We start from the raw sequence: 23,834 nt of genomic DNA, 5'->3' as shown, positions 1-23,834 counted from the left end.
ATGATTAGCGTAGAACATTTAACCAAATCATTTGGCCAACGAACGGTCTTTCAAGATTTGAGTTTGCAATTTACAGAAGGTAAGGTCTATGCTCTGATCGGAAATAGTGGGTGTGGTAAAACAACCTTGCTCAATATCTTGGCGAAGATAGAGCCTTATGAAGAAGGGAGTATAAGCTATCAAGGGCAAGAACTGAAACAAATCAAACAGCATCACTTCTTTAAGCGTGAATTAGGTTATCTCTTCCAAAACTTTGGCCTACTTGAAAACGAGACTATCGCTAAAAATTTAGATTTGGGATTGATTGGGCAAAAATTAACGAAAAAAGAGAAGAAGCAGCAAGAAGAAGAAGTGCTCAAAAAAGTAGGATTGGCTTACCTTGCTCTGGATCAAAAGATTTATGAATTATCTGGGGGAGAGGCGCAACGTGTCGCATTAGCTAAAGTTATTTTAAAAGATCCACCTTTAATTTTGGCAGATGAACTAACTGCAGCACTGGATCCAGAAACCTCACAAGAGGTGATGGACTTGCTCTTAATGTTAAAGAATCAAGAGCGTATAATCATTATCGCAACCCATAATCCAGTGATTTGGGAAAAAGCTGATGAAGTTGTAAAGCTCAACTAGTCCATGGCTGAAGAATGGTTTGATTTTCTACATTATCTTTTATAGCTAGCTATTCAGGAGGTAAGAGCTGATGAAAATAAATGTCAAAAAAATCTCCTTTTCATTATTTATATGATCATGGCCCCATTTTGCGATCGGATAAAGGAATTCTATGGATTCAGTTCAAAAAGAAGGATCGTGAGATTCCAAAAGGTGAAATCTATCGAAATGAAAACTCTGTAATACGCTATCAAGAATGGTATAAAGGAGAAAAAAACATGAAATAGTTTATCTATTCATTGTATTTCTGACTTTTCTTTGTTTATCTGGCTATACAGAGACACAAAAAGAAAGCCAAATAATTTCTTCCATCTCTCGTAAAGTAACTTTCTCTTCATCAACATCAGTCATTGTAAAAACAAAGGTGTGTAAGGTATACCGTACCAATGACAGCAGAAGTGATGAGTGATCAAAAATAAAGAAGGGGAGACGAAATGGCACTATTACAAATTTTTGGTCTAAATAAATCGTATAACAAAAAGAAAGTAATTGAAGATTTGTCATTTGAGTTGCAGAGTGGCGAAATAATGGGACTCATTGGACAAAATGGTTCTGGGAAAACTACAATATTCAAGACGATTTTAGGTTTAGTAAAAAAAGAATCTGGTGAAATTAAAATCAATGGGAAACTAATTGAAGGGAAGTCAAAGGGCTATTTAAATACTATCGGTACGATTATTGAATATCCTACATTTTATGAATCTTTAACAGCTAGACAGAATTTAATGCTTATTTCGAGTCTTTATGATGATGTAAACTTATCAAAAGAAGATCTGTTAAACTATCTGCATTTAGTAGGTTTAGACAATAGTGTGGATTGTAAAGTATCTAGTTTTTCATTAGGTATGAAACAACGTTTGGGACTTGCTCAAGCCTTAATTCATCAGCCAACTATCTTATTATTAGATGAACCATTCAATGGATTAGATCCAATAGGAATGAAAGAGTTTAGAGACTTGCTCATTGAATTGTCTAAAAAAGGAGTTGGGATTGTAATTTCTAGTCATTCATTGGAAGAATTAAGTAAGTTAGTGGATACAGTTACAATTATCAATCAAGGGAAAGTAATTTTCCAAGGGAAAAAGACAGAATTTTTATCACTTGGATCTATAAAGAATGTTTGGTTGTTGAAAACTGATAACATAGAACTTACAAAGTCTATCTTAAATAACTTAAACATTGTTTTTACTGAAAGAATAGAGCAACTTGAGTTATCTTTAGATATAGAATCAATGAAAGAGGTAAAGGAGAAACTACTCACAGAGTTATTACGTCAGGATATCTCCATCATAAATTTTTCTGAGAAACAAAATAATTTTGAAGATATTTTTATCAAAATGCAGAAAGATATGGAGGTTTGATATGCTTAAATTAATAAAGATTGAGTTGTTCAAATTATTTGCTGGGAAAAAGATTTTCTATGTTTTTGGAGGGTTTGTTTGTGTCATTTCTCTATTGATACTGTATCTAAGAATGGTTGCACCAGAATCTTCATTTGGAAATGTTTTTAAAACCTCAAGCGATACATTTTCGATATTTGCTTTGATAGTAGGAGTTATAGTAGCATTAGTACCGTTTTATCAAGAAATTCAGCAAAAAACAATTAAATCATTGTTAGTCACACCGGTTAAACGAGTAGAAATTTTGTTTTCAAAATTGTTAGCATCTATTTTTACCTCATTCTTAATTTTAGTTGTTTTAAGTTTAACATCTTTTATAGTGACAACATTACTATTTGGATTTTTTAAAGTTGGAGCTTACTCTTCATCTGCAGATAATATGCTTACTTTTACGGCCGGATTCATTCAAATTATTACAACGTTTTTTACAACTATTTTTTATAGTACTACAATTATTTGTTTATTTTTGATAACAAATTCTTTATCGAGTACCCTAGTTGGAGTTGTTTTGTTAAGAGGTTTAGGAGAACTGATTTCAAGAAGTTTATTAGACAAAAATAACTTATTATTATCTTTTAGCCCATTAGGAGTATTGAATATTTTAAACCCTGTTTCAAGGAATATATCGATAATCAGCTACACCATTCAACTACTTTTAACTGTTATTTATTCAATTGTAATTTTTTACATTGCTATTAAACTGTTTGAAAACAAAGAATTCTAAAAATTGCTTCAAAATCAAATTCATGAATCGGGAGAATGGTTTTCCAATTGGAGTAAGAAATCATACAAATTAATGAAGTTAAAGAAAATAAAGAATAAAAGAGCGTAAGATTCGATAAAAAATCCTACGCTCTTTTTCTAATACTAAAATATTACATAATTTATATTATGTATCTTATAAACTATCCAAGGCATTTTTCTGTTCGTCATTAACGATATGCGTATACAAGTCCGTTACTTGTGTGCTAGCATGTCCCAGCTGGTGGCTGACCAAAACTTGGGATTTGGTTGCATCATAGAGGCGCGTTGCTAATGTATGGCGAAGTTTGTGGGGGGTCACGCGGACTTTGAAGTCTTCTGAATACTTGGCCACCATCTTTTCAACACTAGAAGCATCAATCCGGTTTGGAACACCTCGATACAAGGTTAAGAAGAGGGCTGTATCAGTCTTTTCTGTCTTATAACGTTTGTCTCGAATAGCGAGATATTGCTCTAAATAGGGTTTAGCAAAGGCAGCAACATTGACTGAGTCTCGTTTTCCACCTTTTCGAGTGACGTCAATCACCATCATCTTAAGATTGAGGTCTCGAAGATCCAGGTTAACTGCCTCAGAGAGACGGACACCAGAGGCGAGAAGTAGTGCGATAATGGCTAAATCTCGTTCTTTATTCTTATTAAAGGAGGATAAGGCACGATTTGAGAGTGTTTGAGGGTACTCCTGATCGATATAGTTGAGGAAACCTTCTGTCTCATCCCCTAAAAAGAGCTTTTGCTTGATATTTTCAGCCCGAGCAGCCAAGGTTTCTTTCTTTTTCTTGGTCGCAACCTTCTTCATGACATTACGGTAGAAATAAGGTTCCCCATGCTCGTTTTCAACTTCCTCAGTCAAATACTTATAAAGGCTAGAAAGTGCCGAAAGGGTACGGTTAATTGTTGTTTGAGAAACCCCATTTTTCGTAGTATTGGCATTAAGCAGAGGACGTTCACGTAAGTAAAGAATGAAGGATTCCATGTCTTTCTTGGTCATGTGCTCCAGAACCTCTAAAGGGATATTAGCCATGGTGTCAGCATCTGATATACCAGATTCCAAGACCCAGGTGAAAAATCGATCGTATTCCTTTAAGTATTCGTATAAGGTCGTAAAACTATATGGAACGGCCAGTTTTGATTGGTAATATTCTAAGACGTACCAAGGCATGACTTGTTTGAGTTTATCGATACGTTCTAATAAGATCTCGCGTTTCATGTTTTTCTCCAAATCTTTCTATACTAGTAGTATAGCATAGCCAGATATATTTTTCAAGAAAATTATAGTTTTTCGGAAAGATGTTATAGGGTTTATATAGGACTGTTTTGTATCCCTTTCTATACTAGATCCCTTTTAAACACAAAACAATCAGCAAATCTCATGGATTTACTGATTGTTTTTCTTTTCTAACTTATTTTTCTACATATCGAAATGGAATCTTGCTACCACAGAGCCAATTATAGACTCGATCATTGACTTGAATATTCATAGCTTCGTGGGCATATTCTGGCATGATTAAATGCTCTTTTGGACCTTCTAATCGATTATAAATGGCAAACTGCGTTTCAGGATAACAGACATCATCATCTAGACCTGTAATCATGTGAACCTGTCCTTTGATACGATGGGCAAAATTTTTCACATCAATATAGGCCAAAGTCTGCATCAAACGATCTTCCGTTTCATGGAATGGATCATGGAACTTGAAATAACGGAAAAGCTCGTCATAGGCCTCACTGGTATTTCCGATCTCTAATACCCGTCTGAAATCCGATAAGAATGGATAAATGGCGACTGTTCGTTGGATTCGGGGATTTAATCCAGCAGCAATCAGGGCCAGGGCACCACCTTGAGAGGCTCCGTAGCTGGCAAGTTTGCTGTCATCTACTTGAGGAAGGTTGGCTACAATTTCAATTAACTGGTAAAGGTCTAAGTAGATATCTTTATAAAAGAGCTCATCCGGACCTTCCACGGCTCCACGGATAATCTGTCCTTTTACCGTATTCCCAAGTGGTGAACGATCTCCGTCTGTTGAAAAACCTGACTGACCTCTTACGTCCATAGACACAACACCATAGCCAGCTACTGTATAAGCCAGCATGTCGGACCAATCCCAACAACGTCCCATATAGCCATGAAAATGGAAAATAACGGGAACCTTATGATCCGTTTTTGGAAGAATCATTCTTGAATAGACCAGGCCATTCCTGGTTCCTTTAAAGGTTAATTCATAACATTGAACATTTGGAATGCTGAAATCTCGTTCTTCGAGCTTGTATTCAGGCAGTTCAGTCATCTTTGCTAGGGCTTGATTCCAAAAGCTATCAAAATCTTCAGGAACGTCATCCCGTCCCTTGTAATCTTTCATTGTTTCTAATAATTTGGGATCTTTCATAAAATCCTCCTTAAGCATGTGTAATCGCTACCAAAAATGTACCATATTTACCTAAGGATTGCAAGAGACAAATAAAAATTACATAACCGAAATTATGTAATTTAATTATAGATTCAAAAACAGACTTAATTGTTTTACTAGATCTGGATTAGTGGGTAAAGCTGAATGATGAGCCTTACGACCATTTAAATTCACTTCTGTATAGGTTTGATTGTCAAAAATAGATTTTGCTGCTTGGGCACTAGAGAGAGGAACGATGCCATCTGATTTCCCAGCAAAGCTACCGACAAAGTTAAGGACCTCTACTTCTTTATCTAATCGATGCTTCCATTTTTGAAAATCGTCATACATTTCTTGATTGAATTGGTAAGGACTACCAATAATAACCAGCTTGCTCACGGTCACCTTCTTTTTCTCTAAAAAGCCACTTTCCAATAAACCAGTCAAAACCAGTCCACCATTAGAGTGACCCACTGCCTTAAACTCAGTAAAATGATAGTGATCAAGAAGATAGGTTAAAGCAATTTTAAGGGATTCGATTTGCTGCTTGATATTGCTGTAGCCATCTCGATTATTCTCAAAGCCAATCACAATCATAGGGTTTGGCTCTTTTGTATTTAGTCTTCCTTCCATCTCTATAGAATCATCTTTATTGACCTTTATTTTTAAGAGACTTTGCTTTTTTCTAGAAAAGCGATGGAGCATGCGGATGGTTCCGTTGAATCGCTGGATACTGGCTGAACTCCCAGGTACAAAGATAATTGGTCTGATGGGTGGTTTCTTCGATCCTTTAGGAAATTCAAAGGGCTTTCTGTGCGAAGAAAACAATCTTGTAAAGAAACGAATGACTTGTTGAAATAGTTTTTTTAACATCTTTCCTCTAGTAGTAGTTTCTAAAAGAACCCAGAACAGTGTGTTCCAGGCCCTCTTAGAAACGATTATTTCCGTTTTTTCTTATTTTTGCGCATTTGTTTGGCCATCTTGTTCATCGCCCGTTTCATCATGAATTCACCGGCTTTTCCTTTGAGACCGCCACCGAACATTTGGCTCATGTCTGGCATCCCAGCGCCTCCGCCAAGAGCTGATAAGTCAGGCATCCCGCCTTGTCCCATCATCCCTTCGAGGGCAGACATATCAGGCATGCCACCTGGCATATTCTTCGGCATATTATTTGGATTAAGCCCCATTTGTTTCATCATCTTGTTCATATCGCCAGAGAGGACACCTTGCATCATCTGCTTGGCTTGGTTAAAGTCCTTGATGAATTTATTCACTTCGACAAAGCTGTTTCCTGAACCAGCAGCAATCCGACGACGACGGCTTGGATTTAACAAATCTGGATTTTCTCGTTCAGCTGGGGTCATGGATGATACAATTGCACGTTTGCGAGCAATCTCTCGTTCATCGACCTTGAGGTTCTTCATAGCTGGATTGTTGGCCATACCTGGAAGCATCTTAAGCAGGTCTTCCATTGGTCCCATGTTTTGAACTTGGTCTAACTGATCGATGAAATCGTTGAAGTCAAAGGTGTTTTCCCGCATCTTCTCAGCGAGTTCAAGAGAGCGTTTCTCATCGTATTCTTGAGAAGCCTTCTCGATCAGCGTCAGCATATCCCCCATACCGAGGATCCGACCAGACATACGGTCCGGATGGAAGGTTTCGATATCCGTGATTTTTTCACCAGTACCAGTGAACTTGATTGGTTTTCCAGTAATCTGACGGACAGAAAGGGCCGCACCACCACGGGTATCCCCATCGATCTTGGTCAAGATGACCCCAGTTACTTCGAGTTGTTCGTTAAACTCACGCGCCACATTGGCTGCCTCTTGACCAATCATGGCATCGACAACCAAGAGGATTTCATTTGGTTCAGCAAGGGCTTTGACGTCGCGCAATTCACCCATGAGTTTTTCATCGATTTGCAGACGACCAGCCGTATCGATCAAGACATAGTCATTGTGGTTGGCTCTCGCTTGCTCCAAACCTTGACGAACGATCTCTACTGCAGGGACTTCTGTACCAAGTGAGAAGACAGGGACATTGATCTGTTGACCAAGGGTCTTCAACTGGTCGATGGCTGCTGGACGATAGATATCGGCCGCAATCATCAAAGGACGTGCATTCTCTTCCTTGACCAATTTGTTGGCTAATTTACCCGCAAAAGTTGTTTTACCAGCCCCTTGAAGACCGACCATCATGATAATGGTTGGAATCTTTGGAGATTTGATAATTTCTGCTGTTTCTGAACCCAGAATCGCTGTCAATTCTTCATCAACAATCTTCACGATTTGTTGGGCAGGGTTCAAGGTTTCGATGACTTCATGACCTACAGCCCGTTCGCGGACCCGTTTGATGAAGTCTTTTACAACAGGAAGGGCAACGTCGGCCTCTAAGAGGGCTAGACGAATCTCTTTGGTTGCCTCTTGGACATCCGCTTCAGAGATTTTCCCTTTCTTACGAAGATTTTTAAAGACGTTTTGTAAACGTTCGGTTAAACTTTCAAATGCCATACTCTTTCTCCTAGTTTTTCAATTCAGTGGAAATCGTCCGAAATGTTGCAAACATTCTAGTTCTTCGGGTGTGACTTCTTTCATGATTTCATTTGGATATCCCCAACAGCTAAAACCTATTTGCATAGCTTTGGAGATATCATTGGGCGAGATAATCTGTAGTCGAGTAGGAAATACTTCCTGTGCGACTAATAGTTTGCAAGGTATTCCTTGATAAATGACGAGACTGCCCATAATCACTCCCGATTGTCAATGCTTGATAAAATTTCAACCTGCTCTTGTAGAAAAGTATCTTCCGGATAGCGTTCTAAAATCTGATCAAAAATCTGGCTGCGTACAATGTAATCGGAATACATATGGAGTTTCATTTCGTAATCTTCCAAAATCTTTTCTGTACGTTTAATATTGTCATAGACCGCTTGACGGCTCACTCCAAACTCTTCTGCAATCTCAGCCAAGCTGTAGTCATCTGCGTAGTAGAGCTCGATGTAGTTCATCTGCTTGTCCGTCAAGAGCGCTGCATAAAACTCAAAGAGCGCATTCATTCGGTTGGTTTTCTCAATTTCCATACCTTTCATTATATCAAAAAAGCCCGCTAAAGACTAGCGGGACTTGATGCTTTTTGAGCTTGAAATAAGAGGATTCATCATTAAAGTTTCAGTGCCAACATATTGACCGTCATCCCTGCTGCAGTTCCCATCAAGAAGATGGTATCTCCTTCCTTCACATAGCCATGATCCAGTGCATAGGCTAGGCCGAAAGGTACGGCTACCGAAACCATATTTCCATAATCACTGACAATATTGAGGTACTTGTCTTTGCCGACGCCCAATTTGTCCATGACAAGTGGTAAGGCGCGACTTGCTTGGTGAGGAATAATATAGTCTACAGCATCTTTAGAAATGCCTGATTTTTCTTGGAATTCTTGGAACATTTCTGGAATAACACGGGCAGAAAGTAAGAGGATTTTCTTCCCTTTCATATCAAACATGAAATCAGTCTTGGTTGCTTCAGAGTACAATTTCGGATGATAAGCTGTCAAACCACCACGAATTTCAGTATCATGGGCTCCCTCAGACCAGGTACGTTGCATACTGGCAATGATTCCTTTATCTTCCTTTGTTGCTTCAAAAATAAAGGCTGCAGCTCCATCACTAAACAATTCAAAGCTTTCTTTTTGTTTAGGATTCAGCCCTAGGCTCCCTACTTCACTAGATACAATCAGAACCCGTTGGTATTCACCACCTTCAATCAGATAAGAAACAGTGCTTAAAGCAGATACAAAACTGGTACAAGTGGTATTGATATCCATAGCAGGAATCGTCAGTCCCTTGGCCACGCGCTCATGGATCAGAGCTGCTGTACAAGGAATGGGCTGAACGCCAACCGCACTAGCCGAAACCAGGCAGTCGATGTCTGCCATCTTAAGTCCTGCATGGTTTAAAGCCGCTTCAATCGCACGCGCTGCAAGATCAATCTGTGTTTCTTCTCCTTCTTTCACGCGGTAACGAGTTTGGTCTTTGAAAGTCACGGTATGAGCTGGAAGCGCTGTTCCATAGCCTTTAATTTGCAAATGTCTTTTTACAGTAGTCATAGGATTCTCCTTTTATTGAAGTCGTTGAACACGTTTTAATTTACGTGTTGGGTCCCATTGGTAATCGATAAAATGAATACTTGGGAGAATGAATTGTTTCTGCTGAGCTAAGAGTTCAAATTGAGCAAAAATCGCTTGCTCCATAGACTCTGTCCGGTGACTCAAGGCAATGGTAATGGATCCATCTGTCAACTGAGTTACTTGATAGTCCTGAATATTTTCGACAAAGAGAATACACCGTCGAATAAAATCCGGATAGATCATTTGGCTACTGCCATCGTCTTTTTTGAAATAGAAGATATCATCTGATCGTCCTTCGATCTTTGCGATTCGAGTAAAGACGGAACCGCAAGGGCAAGGAGACTTTTCTTCCACCAAAATATCATTGAGGCGGTAGCGATAGATGGGTTGACTGGTTCGTTTGAAATCCGTAATAATCGGATAAAAGCGGCTATCATCTAGATACTCTTTTTCGACATACAAAATATCTTCGTTGAGATGTAGATTGCCTTCTGAACAGGTACAAGCTAAAAATCCTTCTGTCGCTTGGTAGACCTGATCAAGCTTGTCTAGTTGAAAAGCTTTGGCTATGATCTGAGCATCTCGATCTTCTAGGATCTCTGCGACAGAAACGACCTTGACGGGTTGAATCGCAAGTTGCTGATTGCTGACATAGTTGGCTAACTCAATCAAGGTTGAAGCTGGTGCAACCACAATGGTTGGTTGATAGTCTTTGAGACGCTCTAAATGCTCCTTGCTATCCTTGAAAATATCAAAATATTCCAAGCGAATCAGGCCTGAATTAATGGTTTGATAGAGTTCATTGTCCGCTCGTAAGAAAAAGGCAATGCGATGACCAAAGAGTTTTCCTTTCGGTAGCATCTTGGCTAGAATCGCTGCAGCCCACATACTTCTTTCTTTTTCTGTGGTGACAAAAACTCCTCGGTGGCCGGAGGTTCCAGAAGACAAGCCTACTGCTACTTCTCCATTCATCTCGGTAAAATCTCGCGTTTGTTCTCCGCGAATCGCCATCTCTAAAGCCTGATCTCGATCCACTCCCAGAGTATTGAGTTCATTGAAATGCGTCATCATGAAATGCTTATCCATGGTCCCAACGGATTCAGGAGAATGTGTCTGGAAATAGGGAGACTGAGAAGTGATAAAAGTATGGTAGCGTGCCAATTGCTTATCTTGGTATCGCTTCAAGGCCTCTTTTGAACGGAATCGATGGCACCATCTGGTTTCAATAAAGGTTTTCAGAAAGACTGTATTTTTCATTTAAAATCCTTTCAATCCGTTCTTGCGGGTCGTGGCTGACCAAAACTTGAATGCCCTCTTGCAAGAGTGTTTCCAGCAAATCAGCTCCTTTTAAATAAGCCTTCTTATCATCCTGAACCAAGGATGGAATGAGACGAATTTGCCGTGTGTAAGGCAAGAGCTCTACTCCCCAAGAAAGATCTGCTCCGATGAAGAGTTTGAACTCATCCAGATAAAGACAACCTTGCCCTCTCGCATGTCCATCAATAGACGAAACAAGGATGCTCCCATCTCCAAAAAGATCCGCGGTCGGACGATAGGGGAAAGCAGGATGCCTTTGATCTGCTTTGAGACAAGTCACCCGATCTTTGAAATCAGCTGGAAGAAACTCTTTAAAAATCAGATCTTTAAACTTCGGTTTTTGGTACACCTCATAGACTTCCTGGGTGACAAAGAAATGAGCATTTGGGAAAAGGGCTGCTCCGCCGAGATGATCAGGGTGCAAATGCGAAAGAATCACATAGGAAATGGATGCCGGATCAATCCCACGCTCTTGCAATAAATAATTGATTTGGTCTTCTTTTTTCATCTGCATTGGGGTGGCTAGACGGTACCAGAAATACCGAGCTTTTTTCTTAATCTCGTAGTGATAGCCGGTATCGTACAAAATATAGCCTTTTTCACGATGATGAATCAAAAAGACACCTGCTGGAAATTGCATTTTTTCATTCGGAATCCCTTTAAATAAGAGACCAGAATGACTGCTGCAATAGCCTGCTGGAAAATAATCAATGTGCTTGATCATGTTGGACATAGTTGTCAATCCCTTCTTCAATGGTCATTTTTGGATAGTAGCCAAGTTCGGTTTGAGCCTTTTGAATATCGAGGGTTTGGCTATATCGAAGGAGATAATAGGTATAGCGAGTCAATGGGGGTTCGGCTTTCAGATGAAAGAATCGATACACCCCTTCAAGGCTATAAGCCACACCTGCTACTAGACCTGCTGGAAGTTTCCGATAGCGAATCGGCTCTCCCAATCCCTTTAGTGTGGTTTCGATCAAATACTTAAAGGTCTTTGGTTCCCCATTTGTAATATTATAAACTTGTCCGTGAGCTTCTTTGGCTTCCAGAGCCAAGCGAATGGCTAGGGCGACATTTTCCACACAGGTCATATCCATGAGCTGCTCTCCTCCTCGAATCAAGGGAATTCCAATTTTTCGACTGAGGCGTAAGACACGAGGCAAAATACTGGTATCCCCCACACCAAATAATCCTCTAGGTCGCAAGATGATACTTGGCACATCTGAATAGTCAGAAAAAAGTTTTTCAGACGCCAATTTGCTTCGGATGTAATTGTTGAGGTGATTTTCTTTTGGAGCATCACTTTCCATGATGTTTAATTGATCTTTTCCAGCTGCGTAAATACTAGGAGAAGATACGTAAACCAAGCGTTTTACCGCATATTCACGGGACAAGTCAAGGACATTTTGAGTACCAACTACATTAGCCTGATAGAAGGCCTTCCAAGGTCCCCAGGCAGTGGATAAAGCTCCTGCATGAACCACAGCATCAACAGACTGAAAGGCTTGTCTTAATTCCTCAATAGCGCTCAAATCCCCTTTGATAAATTGGACGCGATCATTTTCCAGAGTCTTCCCAATTTTTTCATTTCGGCCAAAGGCTACAATGGTATAATCGTGAGCCAACAACTCATCGATCACATATTTTCCAAGGAAGCCAGTCGCACCTGTTACAAGAATTTTCATAGTTTCCCATCCGTTCCACGTCTTAATAATCGTTGAATCTCAAACTCTAAGGTATCCAAAGGCTTGTAGGTTTTTGAAAGTTTGTTTAGTCTCTCTAACTTTTCCCAAGATTCTTTTTCTAATAGGGCATTGAAACCTGCTTGAATCTCTTCGGTGCGATTGCGATGAGCTTGAAAGGCAATTCCTGCTTCTACTCCTCGAATCGCATAGTCAAATTGGTCATAATCATGTGGCAAGATCAAGGCTGGTTTTTTAAATTCGATACACTGATAAAAGATTCCAGCTCCTCCATGGTGAATGACATAGTCCATCTGCGGAATATATTCTTTGTAGGGTAGATATGAGACAACCGTCACATTTGGCGCTACTTCTTCTTCAGAGAATTCCTTTGCCCCATCTCCTAAGGTGACGAAAAAGTGACATTCTGGATGCTCTTTGGCCAACTGCTTGGTTTGTTCTAGCAAATTCTCCTTTGCCCAAGGCAACTGGGTTCCACATGTCACGAGTACCTTCGTCTTGTCCTCGTAAGGACTGAGATCTAAAGGATAATCTTCAGCTTTTTCAAGAGAAGTCCCCAAAGGGCCAAGCCACGCATATTGATGAGGGAAGTGTGTTTTCAACTCTAGCTCCATCATCCCAATTCCAAAGATCGCATAAGGAGAGTAGATGGTCTCCACTCCATTTTGATTGTACAACTTGAAATTGTAACGTTTTAAGCGTTTGCGTAAGAGGAAAGCCCCACAGTATTTTCCAATGCGCGTGAGTTTACGGCATAGTGCTTGGATCTTCTCTTCCTTCTTCGTGCGCGCGATTCCCATCCCTCCGAAGAAGCAAGGAGGACCATAAGGAGTTTCGATTGCAAATTGGGTTGCCATGGTGGTAATCCAAGGAATTTCCAACTCTTCTGCCACAAATCCTGCTGATAGAGTGATAAAGTCAGCAATGACAATATCTGGACGGTTGACACGCCACTCCTCTAGCAATTGATCCGATACATGATTAATCAAATCAAGACTCCTAGACAATTGCCGATAAGCTGAAAAGAGATTGTATTTTTTATCGTTATTAGCCACACGTTCAAATTCTTCTACTTTGTCCTCTAGAATCGGAACGACCGTGAAGCCGAGACTTTCTGCGACGGCTTTTTTCTGAGGACCCGTGAAAATTCGGATTTCCATAGTTGGATCATCTAATAAGGGTTTAACGAGATTTAAAGTTGGGTACAGATGCCCACTCAAGGGAACAGCTACCACATCGATTTTAATTTTTTTCATTTTTTCCTGCCTTATATCTTTTTTTAGATCTAAAACTAGCTTCTATCTATTAATTCGTAAAAAAAATCAAAAATTGAAGAAAAAATAAAATTTTTTTAAATCTTTTATTTTTGACCGTACTATCACTATTTAGAAAGAATGATTTCAACCTAAAAAAAGCTCCCAAATGCCAAAGAGAGTGAGCTCTCACACATTTGAAGAGTTTTCTATTTTTACGATTTGCGAGCTTAGTTATTTTCTAAATAAAATTCGAACCGCTCGCCGACATACTGACTTTTTACATACTCAAAAGCCGTCCCATCTTCAAAATAGGAAACCTGTGTCAGACCTAAAATAGCCTGCCCTTTTGAAATCTGTAAGTACTCCGCAATCTTATCCTTGGCCAATCGCGCATAGATGGTCTGGTGCGACTTTCCAATCTTATAACCATGACGCTCCAAGGTTTGGAAGAAATGGCTGGTAACCTCTTCGCGATTGAAATTCTTAATAAATTTCTCTGGAATAGAGGCCACTTCATAAACAACAGGGATCCCATCAGCATACCGGACCCGCTCCATCCGAATGATGGTTTCTGTCTTATTGATGCCCAATTTGTCCACTTCTTGGAGACTAGGAATGGTTTTACGATAAGATATCACTTGGCTAGAAGGTTCCTTGCCTTGCGATTTCATAATTTCTGTAAAACTGGTTGTGCCTCGCATTTTTTCTTGGACGCGCGTGCTAGTGATAAATGTGCCACTTCCTACTCGTCTTTCAAGCACTCCTTCTTCGACCAGAAGGGTAATAGCTTGCCTAAGCGTCATCCGACTCACTTGAAATTTCTCAGCTAGATCGCGTTCGCTGGGAAGACGCTCCCCGATTTTCCATATTTTTTGATCAATCTCAGACTTAATCTGATCATGAATTTGAATGTAAGCTGGAATCATAACCTTGCTCTTTCTCTGTGTTATCTCTATTGTAGCGTAAAATTCCTAATTCTTCAATCAGAGATTGGTAAAGACAAGGCTTTTGTGTTAGAATAGAGGAAAGTAAATTTCTTTAAGAAGGGGATAAGATGACAAACCTATCAACTGATTTGCATGATGTTGAAAAAATCATCGTGCTTGACTACGGTAGCCAATACAATCAGCTTATTTCACGTCGGATTCGTGAAATTGGAGTCTTCTCAGAGTTGAAGAGCCACAAGATTTCTGCTGATGAAGTTCGTGCAATCAATCCAGTTGGGATCGTTCTTTCAGGTGGACCAAACTCTGTATACGAGGAAGGTTCTTTTGATATCGATCCTGAAATTTTTGAACTCGGTATTCCAATCCTTGGAATCTGTTACGGGATGCAATTGTTAACCCATAAATTGGGTGGGAAGGTCGTTCCTGCAGGTGATGCTGGTAACCGCGAATATGGTCAATCTGAACTGAATTTGACAGAATCTTCTGCTCTTTTTGCCGGCACACCAGACAAACAATTGGTCTTGATGAGCCACGGGGATGCTGTTACAGAAATTCCGGCTGACTTTATCCGCACTGGTACTTCTGCTGACTGTCCATTTGCATCGATTGAAAATCCAGACAAGAAAATCTACGGAATCCAATTCCACCCTGAGGTTCGTCACTCTGTTCACGGTTATGACATCTTGCGTAACTTTGCCTTGAACATCTGTGGGGCTAAAGGTGACTGGACCATGGACAACTTCATTGACATGCAGATCAAAAAAATCCGTGAAACCGTCGGAGACAAACGTGTCCTTCTTGGTCTTTCAGGTGGTGTTGACTCTTCCGTTGTTGGGGTTCTCCTTCAAAAAGCCATCGGCGATCAATTGATCTGTATCTTTGTAGACCACGGTCTTCTTCGTAAAGGAGAAGCTGACCAAGTGATGGATATGCTTGGTGGTAAGTTTGGTTTGAACATTGTCAAAGCAGACGCTGCAAAACGTTTCCTTGATAAGTTAGCAGGTGTATCTGATCCTGAGAAAAAACGGAAGATCATCGGTAACGAGTTTGTTTATGTCTTTGATGACGAAGCAAGTAAACTCAAAGATGTGAAATTCTTGGCACAAGGAACTCTCTACACTGACGTGATCGAGTCTGGTACGGATACTGCTCAAACTATCAAGTCTCACCACAATGTGGGTGGACTTCCAGAAGACATGCAGTTTGAACTGATCGAGCCACTGAACACTCTTTACAAGGATGAAGTTCGTGCGCTTGGTACAGAGCTTGGCATGCCAGACCACATCGTATGGCGCCAACCATTCCCAGGACCAGGTCTTGCCATCCGTGTTATGGGAGAAATCACTGAAGAAAAACTCGAAACCGTTCGTGAATCTGACGCTATCCTCCGTGAAGAAATCGCCAAAGCTGGTCTTGACCGCGATATCTGGCAATACTTCACTGTCAACACAGGCGTTCGTTCAGTAGGTGTTATGGGTGACGGCCGTACGTATGACTACACTATTGCCATTCGTGCTATCACTTCTATCGATGGAATGACAGCAGACTTTGCGAAGATTCCATGGGAAGTCCTCCAAAAAATCTCAGTCCGTATCGTAAATGAAGTTGACCACGTCAACCGCATCGTCTACGATATCACAAGTAAACCACCTGCAACTGTAGAGTGGGAATGATTTATAAACATGATTTGAAGTGAAATGGTTGTTTTAACAGCATTTTCAGTTATTATAAAAGGTTAAAAATCAGTCAAAATTGATTGGTTCCCCACCAAAAACCCCACCAGAATTTTTCTGATGGGGTTTTTATATTAAATTTTCGTTTTCTTAAAACTACTTCTATAGTGAACCTGAAAAAAACTCTTTTCTGTTAATAATCTTATCCTTATTATTTTTGACACTAAAACTAAACTTCAAGTAAATACTCTGAGTATTCAAAGATTTAATTTATCCAAAAATTGTTTTTCGCTCTTTTTTATACTATCCACAAATTCTTCGTATCTAGTAGCTTCTGGTATTTTGAGTCCAATCTTTTCTACTCGTACATCTATCTTTTTTGTAGGAGATGCTTCAGCAGCTACTCCTTCCATCAGATAGAGTATTTTATGATATTCCTCTTTTGAAGGATGGAAAAAATACGCTTGTTTACAATCAAATCGAAACATGTAGGATAAAATCTGAGAATAGTCGCTGTTTTTAATATTATTTTGAGGTTTATATTTTGCATCAGCAACTACTCGATTATCTGGTAATTTCCCTATAAAGTCTGGATAAATTCTTCCGTTACTGTTATTAAAATAATAATGAGGCATAGTACCTACTTTATTTTGAGGATGATAAAAGTGATCTTTTATTAATAAGTTTAGATACTCTTCCCATAACCAAGCAATATCTATAATGATTCCATGTACTTTCTGGTCGTTAGCTCCGAAGCTAATCCTCTCATCAGTCAATATTTGAAGGCATAGAGTCTGCAACTGAGTGTATTCTTCATAGAATCCATGCTTTATAGTATTAAATCTATTCTCAAATAACACATCTTCTAAATCATAATGAGAATAACTTGGAGTCAACTCTTTTATCCTCTTTACATTATTTCGAATAGTTAAACTTTCATTTAGTAAAAAAGGTCTTGTAACTTCAATTTTTTCAATGGTATGTCGAATCAATTGATTTAATTTATTGTCGAACGAATACTCCCGAGTATTGTATGCAACATTTCCAACAAAAGGTACATTCTGTCTAATGTGTCTGTTGATATCCATCTGACCTCGAACATTACTATTATTATAGGAATGATAAACATATTCCTTATAGAACCCTTTTCTCATAGCTTCCTCTAAATAATAAGGAAATAAATACACTAAAAGATCATAATAAGAATGATTATCAGATGATGAAATTTCATTGATTGTTACATTATAGTGAAGCACTTTTTGTAACATATAATTTAAAAAATAATCCTCATCTTTCGACTCAAAAAACCGAGTATGAATATGGATTTCATTCTCACCATCGCTCAAAAATCCCACTATATTACAAGTCTTAGTTTCACCATTAAACGTCCTAAATATGCAATTATCCTCATCTAAATCAGCAGAGTTCTTTAGTAAAGGCGGAAAAATGATAAACCTTTCCTGATCTAAGGTAGATAAAGATTTATTTGCTAGTTCATTAATAATTGAATGACCTACATTACTTTGTTCAATTTCTGTGTTATCACTTATTTTAAGCATAAACTAGTCCTCACTAGTTCCAAAATAAGCGTTTTCCAAGGCTCTCATCTTGTCATTGGCTAATCTTTCACCTCGGAAATAATCATTTAGTAGAGGTTTTAACTTATAATCCCAAAGATTTTTAATTGATAATGTTCCTTCATCGAGATTCTTAAAATAACTAGCACCAATCTGATAATCTTGAGTTAAATGTCCTTCTTCAACAATTGCATTATTTAATCGATACATTATTTCTTTTGTTTCTTCATTAAGCTGCATATTTTGAGCAGACTGATCCGCTGTGATTTCTACAAAAGTAAATCTGCGTCTCATTGCGAAATCAAAGGTCTCAACTGAACGGTCTATATCATTCATTGTTCCTATAATATAAACATTTTCTGGTATATATAACTTTTCCTCAGAATTATAAGGTGTACTTACTGCTCCTTTAAATCCACGATAGTCTGGATCTATAGAAAAGAAGAGTTCTCCAAAAATCTTTGAAATTTCACCACGGTTAATTTCGTCAATGATAAAGACAAACTTATCTTGATCGTTCTTAACTTTGCCAACTATATAGTCTTCAAGTCCAAACTTTTCTCTCAAGTGTTTAACAACTGCTTTTCTATAATTGTCAAGTCCCCCTTCTGGAACACCTGGCAAACCTCTATAAACATTATATATTTGGTTATAATTAAGATATTGGGTGGTACCTTTTTTGAAGACTCCTTGTATACCATTCTTATCATAAGAAACTATATTCCCCATTGGCTTACCAGTCAATGTTTTTAATTCATTATACCCTTGTGAAGTTTCCATCGCTTCAGTAACTGCTTCAAAAAATTTTCCCCATGCCTGAGCAAAGTTATCTTGACGGTCTGCAGTCTCAAATTTTTGGGCTTTTCCAATAAATTCTTTGAACTTCCCAGGTTTTAGACTAAAACCAATTTGATTATTCTCTGCCTCTGAAGGACGAAATCCTTCAACAAAATCAGTATAATCATATGAAGGATGAAACTGGACAAAATCAATTTGATTGATTTCATTCTGTGAAAGACTATTAATATCACTAGTTCTACCGTTAGAAACAATATATGATGCAATCTGTTTAGAAAGGTAGGTTTTACCAGTTCCCGGTGCTCCTCGAAATACTATGTTTTTTGAAGATAATAAAAGATCGGAATAACTCCTTATATGTTCTTCTATAGCCATTGTTTGTGAACCAGACTCCATAACTTCATTCTCCCCACCTTTGTCTTTATAAATTAAAATAAATTTATCACCTTCAGTACCAAATCTTTTTAAACATTCCTTTACAAATATGAGAGTTGAAAATATGTTCCAACAGTAAAAAACCAAAGATTCGCCGTTCTCACATTCATAGGTTAAGTATTCAAGAGTATTTCTATTTTCTTTGAAATCATCAATACTAGAAAATATTCCCTGTATCATGTCATCTGTTGGCCTATATTTACAAATTGGAAACTTCTTCCGTTCTTCATTTGAAAGTGCAAGTAATTGTTGTTCAAATATTTGACAAGTTAAACGAGGTAAAGTTTGATTAGATATTTTTCTTTCAAATTTTTTTTGTCTTCTTCTAATGATTTGCCCATCTGCTGTTTCAAACTTAACATCTATAATTTTATAATCATCACCTAAACTTAAATTATCCATTGTAAAGCGACTATCCGTCGAATTAATCTCATTACTAGATATTGTTAATTCATACTTTTCTAACATTCCCATATTCACACATTACATCCTTAGTTTACTACTAATTTTGATTCTATATAATGATTATATCATATAAAATAAATTTAATTTTGAATGACAAACATTCAAACCTTCAGATAAGTACCTCAAATTGAACTTCCAACAAATTAAGGGGTTTTATTATCAAAATTATCTTCGTAGAACCTTAAATAATTAATAACAATATAAACCTAATTAAAAATAAACTAAAAGGACCTAGGCTGCAACGTACAGAACTAAATCCTTTAGTTAAATTATTTTCTATTCACTTCATGTTTTAGATACGAAAGTTCTTTGTACAATTTCGTAAGTTTTAATTTCAATCAACTAGAATCTTACCCAAAATATTTATCTACTAATTCTTGGATTTTCCCTTCTTTAGCAGCTGGAATGGTATCTTCTAAAACAAAATTATTTCTACTGATGTCTTGGGAGAGATTTCCAAAGATAAAATTAGTGGAAATATTATAGATAATCTCTGAGGGCGCAAATCCATAAACTTGATTTTCTAGGATATGTTTTAAGCGTTCTTCAGGATTTGGAAATGCATCTTTCAAGCCATTGCTGTTATATAGCCGCTTAACGAGTTCTGCAATATAGAGACCTGACTTCATGTACAAATCAATGAATGTCTTAGATGGGTCATCAAAGATTCCTGGGTTTTCTTTCTCAAGATCATCTACCATTCTCCTCACCACACGTTTAGGAGTGAAAATCTGGTTGGTCTTCTGCGGTGGAATATAGTCAAAGATGTCTTCTTTTTGATCTTTAAAATAATCTGCCAACTCCTCTTTCTTACGAAGAAATTCTTGAATGGCCTCATCGAATGTTGCTCGATCAAAAAGATGTCCTGCAAAATCTTGCCCACCATCTCTTAAATAACGAAATTGATCAATCGTAATCCCCGTTACTTCAAAGAAGACATGCTCAGGAACAAAGGTGTCAAAATTATCAAGAGTTAGAGATTTATCACCATAGGCCATGATAAAGCTAGGGATTGTTCGTGCAAAGCCTCTAAGGTGATCACGAATCTCATCCTGAGCTGATTGTTTCAACTGCTCCACACGTTTGACCTCAACCTGTTCGATAAACTTCTCAGGCATCTTTTCCACTTCTTTTTTGAGTGTTTGTTCTAGTTTTTCTTTGTGAATGAGATTATTTTCTTCTATACGTTTTTCAAGATCTTCTTGAATCTTATCTTGTTGCTCTTTACCATTTGCTTCCTTGAGTTGTTGCTGCAACTCTTCCTTGATATGAGCTTCAGAAATTTTACGTTCAATATCATTTTTTCGAACTTCGTTCTCAAATGTTGCTGCAATTTGTTTCTTGATGTGGTCTGTTTCCCGAGTTTTCAGATCATATCCAGCTTTCAATTCCTCTACAATCACTGAAGAAACTGTCTGGCTCAAGTCATTAACTAGTTGTTTTTGAGTTCGTTCCTCATCTTTTGTGACTAATTCAACAACAGACTGTCCAAGTCCATAAATTTTTTCACCAAAAAGTCGCGTTTGTTGATTGATCACGATTTCATGGTCAACAACTGCATTGCCCTCATCATCCACTGTAACATCTGAAAAATCTAGTAACTCAGAAGACGTTGGTAACTTGCCTTCCTTTTCTACTGGTAGTTCATTTAAAATGTCTAGAACGGTTTGACTGGCTTGGAAAATACCACTGATATTATCAAAAAGGAGATTGGACATAAATCCTCGTTTGAGGACTTCTCTAGCTTTTATCTGACGCGGTATAGTCAGAACTGCCTTAGCATCAATTTCAACCATCTTACCTGCACGGTCTTCTGCTATGACAGGGAAGAAATTTAGTAATTCTCTAATGTTTTCTTCGCGAGTTGCTGAAGTTCCTCCACCTCCTGCAGTTGCAAGTGATAAGTTATTCGCAAACTCATCAAAGAGAATCAAGGTTCTTTCTGGCGCAAAGTCAAAGACATAGGCTCTTTCTTTGCGGAAGTGATTTCCTTTGCTATCACTCCATGAGTATGGGTTTTGAGCACGGAAGGCAGCCTGCATATAAAGGGCAGGTGATTTCAAGTTTGATAACATCAATACGCCTGTCCATTCAGGGATAGTTACACCTGTCGTTAACTGACCGACGGATAGGGTAATGGTTTTATCATTCTCTGCTATCGCTTTTCTAACCAAGTCTAAGGATTTGAGTGTAACCTTATCATCTTCCTCAGACATACGCCCGTCACCAGCAGCTAGAACAATCTCATAGTTTTCATAAATGGGATGCTCTTCTAGTAGTGCTTTTAAGGCTTTAGCTGAGGCTACACGCTCTAACAACCAAAAAGTATGTTTTAGTTCATTTCGAAGTTCTTTGGTTGAAAATGGATATTTTTCATTACTTGATAGAGCTGACGGTCAATATCAGCCACTGATTGTGTCCAATCAATGTCCGAATTGACCGTAAAGTCTTGGAGTGGGATATAATGCCATACTGCTTTCGTGTTATCTTGAGTAATTTTCAAAATTCCAAGCATTGTGCGTAAAAACTTAGATTTAATATATTTTAAACAAGCCTCCGCCTCTTCTAAAGAATCAAATTCACCAACAGAAATAAATGTCTCTGTGTACCCGATGACGGGGTACCCGATGACGGGGTACCCGATGACGGGGGTCGATAGGACTTCGCCAATCGCCCCACTTCCATTTGCTTTTGGAAGAATTATTTTATACTTTTCAAAATTTGATGGGCATGTTACATAATCTTTTCTAAACCATTTATATACACGTTCATTATTAAAACGTCCATATATTTTTATATACTCATTCCCATCTTCAGGTTTTATATCGAAAAATAATTCAGGCAATTTTTCAAAAGCATTAGAAGCAACTCTCCTATCAGAAACTCTGCTCATTAGTTTAGGAAAATCTGTATAAATCAAATCAGAATAGCGATATGAGCCTCTATTAGTAACAAACTGATCAATAGATTCAAAATTTTTCTTTATAACCTTTTTTCTAATTGAATTCATTTCTATAAAGGGAACAAAAACTTCAATTGGTTCAAATTCCCGTTCAGCGTCATAATAAGTAACTGCTACCCCTCCTTTTATATCAGTTCCAGGAAATACATTACCACTCTTTTGTTCAAAAAAAGATACTTTTACATGTTGATTATTCAACATTTGTTGATTCCAAGTTTTAGGAGTCCCTCCAGCATTTGATAAAAATCTTGCAGGAGTTATTAAAGATGCTTTTTTAGAAATTTTATATGATTCTGAAATAAATTTATGATATATAGGCATATCCTTTGTACTTGTTCCCTGTGCTTCCTCTTGGTAAGGCGGATTTCCTATCACGACGTCAAATTTCATTTCACTTTCCTCACTAGATAGGCGCTCAAAACCTATCATCTTATTCTTTTTCCAGTCTTTGATTTGGGTTTTAGATTCTTCTACTTCTTGGACTTCTAGCTCATCTGAAAACAAGCTTAGCTGTTGAGATGGATTTTGTTTGGCCGAGTAAGGACTGATTTTTTTCAATCCATCCATCTGAAATACATTGTATGAGATGATGGTCGCAATTTCTTTTTTCTGCTCTATGGTCGGTTGAGTTCCAGTCTTTGCTAGATAGTAGTCCTCAAAGGTCGCTAAAAGGTTTTCACGCGCCAAAAGCAGGGAATCTCCTTGATACTCATAACCATACGAAGCTCGATAAGCTTTTTTTACGAGTTCGTAGAATGTGGCTTCATCTGAGACCTCACGACTAATGCGCTGCAATTTTCTATCAACAAAACCAACTCGCTCAGATAAAGGGATTTCCTCACCAGTCACTGTATCATAGCGCGTTACCATATAAGGTGCTTCACCACAGGTAATTTCTAGCCAGCGCACTTGGATATAATCTTCGAGAGCTAGATCTTCAAGTTCAGCTTCCACGTAGGCATTTTGCTTTTCAACCAACCAAGTTGGCGTAAAAACTTCGGCTCTAATCTTGGTTCGGTCTTTTTGCTCATACTTAGATTTTTCTGATCGGGGTTGAATCAAGCTTGCATAGGTTCCTGTCACCCTACTTGGAGTGATGCGGTCACTTGGAGCAAATCCCTTGCCTAACAATTCATAAGAATGCGTCGCCCAAACAATGTTTTTCTTGGTCGTTCGATCTTTTAAAAGAATTTTTAATAAGTCAGCCGACTCCAGAGCCAACTGTTCTTCACTAATATCTATTGGCATAAAGCAACCTTTCCTGTTAATTATTGGAATTTCTACAAAATGCGTATTATCATTTATTAATCTACTATATTCTACCACAAAAACACACTGAGATACTCGTCCCAGTATGTTTATTT

Annotated in this window: 19 protein-coding genes and 1 pseudogene; 4 read left to right on the top strand and 16 right to left on the bottom strand. The window is 38.2% G+C overall.

From position 1 onward, the window contains the following. From TZ97_RS03950 to TZ97_RS03935, 3 genes are all read left to right on the top strand, one after another. The gene (locus tag TZ97_RS03950; protein WP_045759461.1) at positions 1–627 is read left to right on the top strand and encodes a putative bacteriocin export ABC transporter; all 627 of its coding nucleotides are present in this window, start codon (positions 1–3) and stop codon (positions 625–627) included. A gap of 473 nt (positions 628–1,100) precedes the next feature. Then, positions 1,101–2,027: an ABC transporter ATP-binding protein gene (locus TZ97_RS03940; protein ID WP_045759459.1), complete on the top strand. Its 927-nt coding sequence runs from the start codon at positions 1,101–1,103 to the stop codon at positions 2,025–2,027. Position 2,028: 1 nt separating this feature from the next. Further along, complete coding sequence (locus TZ97_RS03935; RefSeq protein ID WP_045759458.1) at positions 2,029–2,790, top strand: ABC transporter permease; 762 nt, start codon at positions 2,029–2,031, stop codon at positions 2,788–2,790. Between the two features lie 174 nt (positions 2,791–2,964). On the opposite strand, the gene xerS is transcribed toward TZ97_RS03935, so the two are convergent. The 12 genes from xerS to TZ97_RS03875 form a co-directional block, all read right to left on the bottom strand. After that, complete coding sequence (xerS, locus tag TZ97_RS03930) at positions 2,965–4,035, bottom strand: tyrosine recombinase XerS (RefSeq protein ID WP_045759457.1); 1,071 nt, start codon at positions 4,033–4,035, stop codon at positions 2,965–2,967. A gap of 193 nt (positions 4,036–4,228) precedes the next feature. Then, on the bottom strand, positions 4,229–5,212 hold the full coding sequence (locus TZ97_RS03925) for an acetylxylan esterase (protein WP_045759456.1): 984 nt from the start codon (positions 5,210–5,212) through the stop codon (positions 4,229–4,231). 105 nt (positions 5,213–5,317) lie between these two features. Beyond that, a complete protein-coding gene (locus tag TZ97_RS03920) occupies positions 5,318–6,085 on the bottom strand; it encodes an alpha/beta hydrolase (protein WP_021153217.1) in 768 nt (255 codons plus the stop codon). 65 nt (positions 6,086–6,150) lie between these two features. Further along, complete coding sequence (gene ffh, locus TZ97_RS03915; protein ID WP_024055635.1) at positions 6,151–7,722, bottom strand: signal recognition particle protein; 1,572 nt, start codon at positions 7,720–7,722, stop codon at positions 6,151–6,153. 18 nt (positions 7,723–7,740) lie between these two features. Next, a complete protein-coding gene (locus tag TZ97_RS10895; protein WP_003007304.1) occupies positions 7,741–7,956 on the bottom strand; it encodes a hypothetical protein in 216 nt (71 codons plus the stop codon). Between the two features lie 2 nt (positions 7,957–7,958). After that, on the bottom strand, positions 7,959–8,291 hold the full coding sequence (locus tag TZ97_RS03905; protein ID WP_003001435.1) for a putative DNA-binding protein: 333 nt from the start codon (positions 8,289–8,291) through the stop codon (positions 7,959–7,961). Positions 8,292–8,371: 80 nt separating this feature from the next. Then, the gene (locus TZ97_RS03900) at positions 8,372–9,316 is read right to left on the bottom strand and encodes a 3-oxoacyl-[acyl-carrier-protein] synthase III C-terminal domain-containing protein (RefSeq protein ID WP_045759455.1); all 945 of its coding nucleotides are present in this window, start codon (positions 9,314–9,316) and stop codon (positions 8,372–8,374) included. 12 nt (positions 9,317–9,328) lie between these two features. Further along, a complete protein-coding gene (locus TZ97_RS03895; protein ID WP_045759454.1) occupies positions 9,329–10,594 on the bottom strand; it encodes a F390 synthetase-related protein in 1,266 nt (421 codons plus the stop codon). Further along, positions 10,560–11,387, bottom strand: a complete 828-nt coding sequence (locus TZ97_RS03890; RefSeq protein WP_045759453.1) for an MBL fold metallo-hydrolase — start codon at positions 11,385–11,387, stop codon at positions 10,560–10,562. The genes TZ97_RS03895 and TZ97_RS03890 overlap by 35 nt, the downstream gene beginning before the upstream one ends. Beyond that, positions 11,362–12,339, bottom strand: a complete 978-nt coding sequence (locus TZ97_RS03885; protein ID WP_045759452.1) for an NAD-dependent epimerase/dehydratase family protein — start codon at positions 12,337–12,339, stop codon at positions 11,362–11,364. Before TZ97_RS03885 ends, TZ97_RS03890 begins: the two co-directional genes overlap by 26 nt. Next, positions 12,336–13,613 (bottom strand): glycosyltransferase, encoded by a 1,278-nt coding sequence (locus tag TZ97_RS03880; protein WP_045759451.1) that lies wholly within the window; start codon positions 13,611–13,613, stop codon positions 12,336–12,338. The genes TZ97_RS03885 and TZ97_RS03880 overlap by 4 nt, the downstream gene beginning before the upstream one ends. A gap of 227 nt (positions 13,614–13,840) precedes the next feature. Then, complete coding sequence (locus tag TZ97_RS03875) at positions 13,841–14,539, bottom strand: GntR family transcriptional regulator (protein ID WP_045759450.1); 699 nt, start codon at positions 14,537–14,539, stop codon at positions 13,841–13,843. A gap of 128 nt (positions 14,540–14,667) precedes the next feature. Between TZ97_RS03875 and guaA the strand changes: the two genes are divergently transcribed. Next, on the top strand, positions 14,668–16,233 hold the full coding sequence (guaA, locus tag TZ97_RS03870) for a glutamine-hydrolyzing GMP synthase (protein ID WP_023918114.1): 1,566 nt from the start codon (positions 14,668–14,670) through the stop codon (positions 16,231–16,233). Between the two features lie 257 nt (positions 16,234–16,490). Here the strand turns inward: guaA and TZ97_RS03865 are convergent, their stop codons facing one another. The 4 genes and pseudogenes from TZ97_RS03865 to TZ97_RS03850 all read right to left on the bottom strand — a co-directional run bounded on the left by TZ97_RS03865 (position 16,491) and on the right by TZ97_RS03850 (position 23,718). Beyond that, on the bottom strand, positions 16,491–17,792 hold the full coding sequence (locus TZ97_RS03865; RefSeq protein ID WP_045759449.1) for an McrC family protein: 1,302 nt from the start codon (positions 17,790–17,792) through the stop codon (positions 16,491–16,493). 3 nt (positions 17,793–17,795) lie between these two features. Beyond that, on the bottom strand, positions 17,796–19,523 hold the full coding sequence (locus tag TZ97_RS03860; RefSeq protein WP_459542871.1) for an McrB family protein: 1,728 nt from the start codon (positions 19,521–19,523) through the stop codon (positions 17,796–17,798). Between the two features lie 335 nt (positions 19,524–19,858). After that, a pseudogene (locus tag TZ97_RS03855) lies at positions 19,859–21,895 on the bottom strand (restriction endonuclease); the annotation flags it as partial. Further along, positions 21,841–23,718, bottom strand: coding sequence for an Eco57I restriction-modification methylase domain-containing protein (locus tag TZ97_RS03850; protein ID WP_045759448.1), 1,878 nt, complete (start codon positions 23,716–23,718; stop codon positions 21,841–21,843). The gene TZ97_RS03850 and the pseudogene TZ97_RS03855, both read right to left, overlap by 55 nt. Positions 23,719–23,834 lie beyond the last annotated feature (116 nt).

It is taken from the genome of Streptococcus parasanguinis, assembly GCF_000963275.1.
In the GTDB taxonomy this organism is placed as follows: Bacteria; Bacillota; Bacilli; order Lactobacillales; family Streptococcaceae; genus Streptococcus; species Streptococcus parasanguinis_B.
Note: the sequence above shows the minus strand (reverse complement) of the source record. Positions and strands in the feature narration are given on the sequence as shown.

Coding starts and splice junctions, on each gene's coding strand:
- TZ97_RS03880 (WP_045759451.1), bottom strand. CDS start 13,613: ATGAAAAAAATTAAAATCGATGTGGTAGCTGTTCCCTTGAGTGGGCAT.
- TZ97_RS03890 (WP_045759453.1), bottom strand. CDS start 11,387: ATGTCCAACATGATCAAGCACATTGATTATTTTCCAGCAGGCTATTGC.
- ffh (WP_024055635.1), bottom strand. CDS start 7,722: ATGGCATTTGAAAGTTTAACCGAACGTTTACAAAACGTCTTTAAAAAT.
- TZ97_RS03850 (WP_045759448.1), bottom strand. CDS start 23,718: ATGCCAATAGATATTAGTGAAGAACAGTTGGCTCTGGAGTCGGCTGAC.
- xerS (WP_045759457.1), bottom strand. CDS start 4,035: ATGAAACGCGAGATCTTATTAGAACGTATCGATAAACTCAAACAAGTC.
- TZ97_RS03900 (WP_045759455.1), bottom strand. CDS start 9,316: ATGACTACTGTAAAAAGACATTTGCAAATTAAAGGCTATGGAACAGCG.
- TZ97_RS03885 (WP_045759452.1), bottom strand. CDS start 12,339: ATGAAAATTCTTGTAACAGGTGCGACTGGCTTCCTTGGAAAATATGTG.
- guaA (WP_023918114.1), top strand. CDS start 14,668: ATGACAAACCTATCAACTGATTTGCATGATGTTGAAAAAATCATCGTG.
- TZ97_RS03875 (WP_045759450.1), bottom strand. CDS start 14,539: ATGATTCCAGCTTACATTCAAATTCATGATCAGATTAAGTCTGAGATT.
- TZ97_RS03925 (WP_045759456.1), bottom strand. CDS start 5,212: ATGAAAGATCCCAAATTATTAGAAACAATGAAAGATTACAAGGGACGG.
- TZ97_RS03920 (WP_021153217.1), bottom strand. CDS start 6,085: ATGTTAAAAAAACTATTTCAACAAGTCATTCGTTTCTTTACAAGATTG.
- TZ97_RS03950 (WP_045759461.1), top strand. CDS start 1: ATGATTAGCGTAGAACATTTAACCAAATCATTTGGCCAACGAACGGTC.
- TZ97_RS03895 (WP_045759454.1), bottom strand. CDS start 10,594: ATGAAAAATACAGTCTTTCTGAAAACCTTTATTGAAACCAGATGGTGC.
- TZ97_RS03935 (WP_045759458.1), top strand. CDS start 2,029: ATGCTTAAATTAATAAAGATTGAGTTGTTCAAATTATTTGCTGGGAAA.
- TZ97_RS03940 (WP_045759459.1), top strand. CDS start 1,101: ATGGCACTATTACAAATTTTTGGTCTAAATAAATCGTATAACAAAAAG.
- TZ97_RS03865 (WP_045759449.1), bottom strand. CDS start 17,792: ATGCTTAAAATAAGTGATAACACAGAAATTGAACAAAGTAATGTAGGT.
- TZ97_RS10895 (WP_003007304.1), bottom strand. CDS start 7,956: ATGGGCAGTCTCGTCATTTATCAAGGAATACCTTGCAAACTATTAGTC.
- TZ97_RS03905 (WP_003001435.1), bottom strand. CDS start 8,291: ATGGAAATTGAGAAAACCAACCGAATGAATGCGCTCTTTGAGTTTTAT.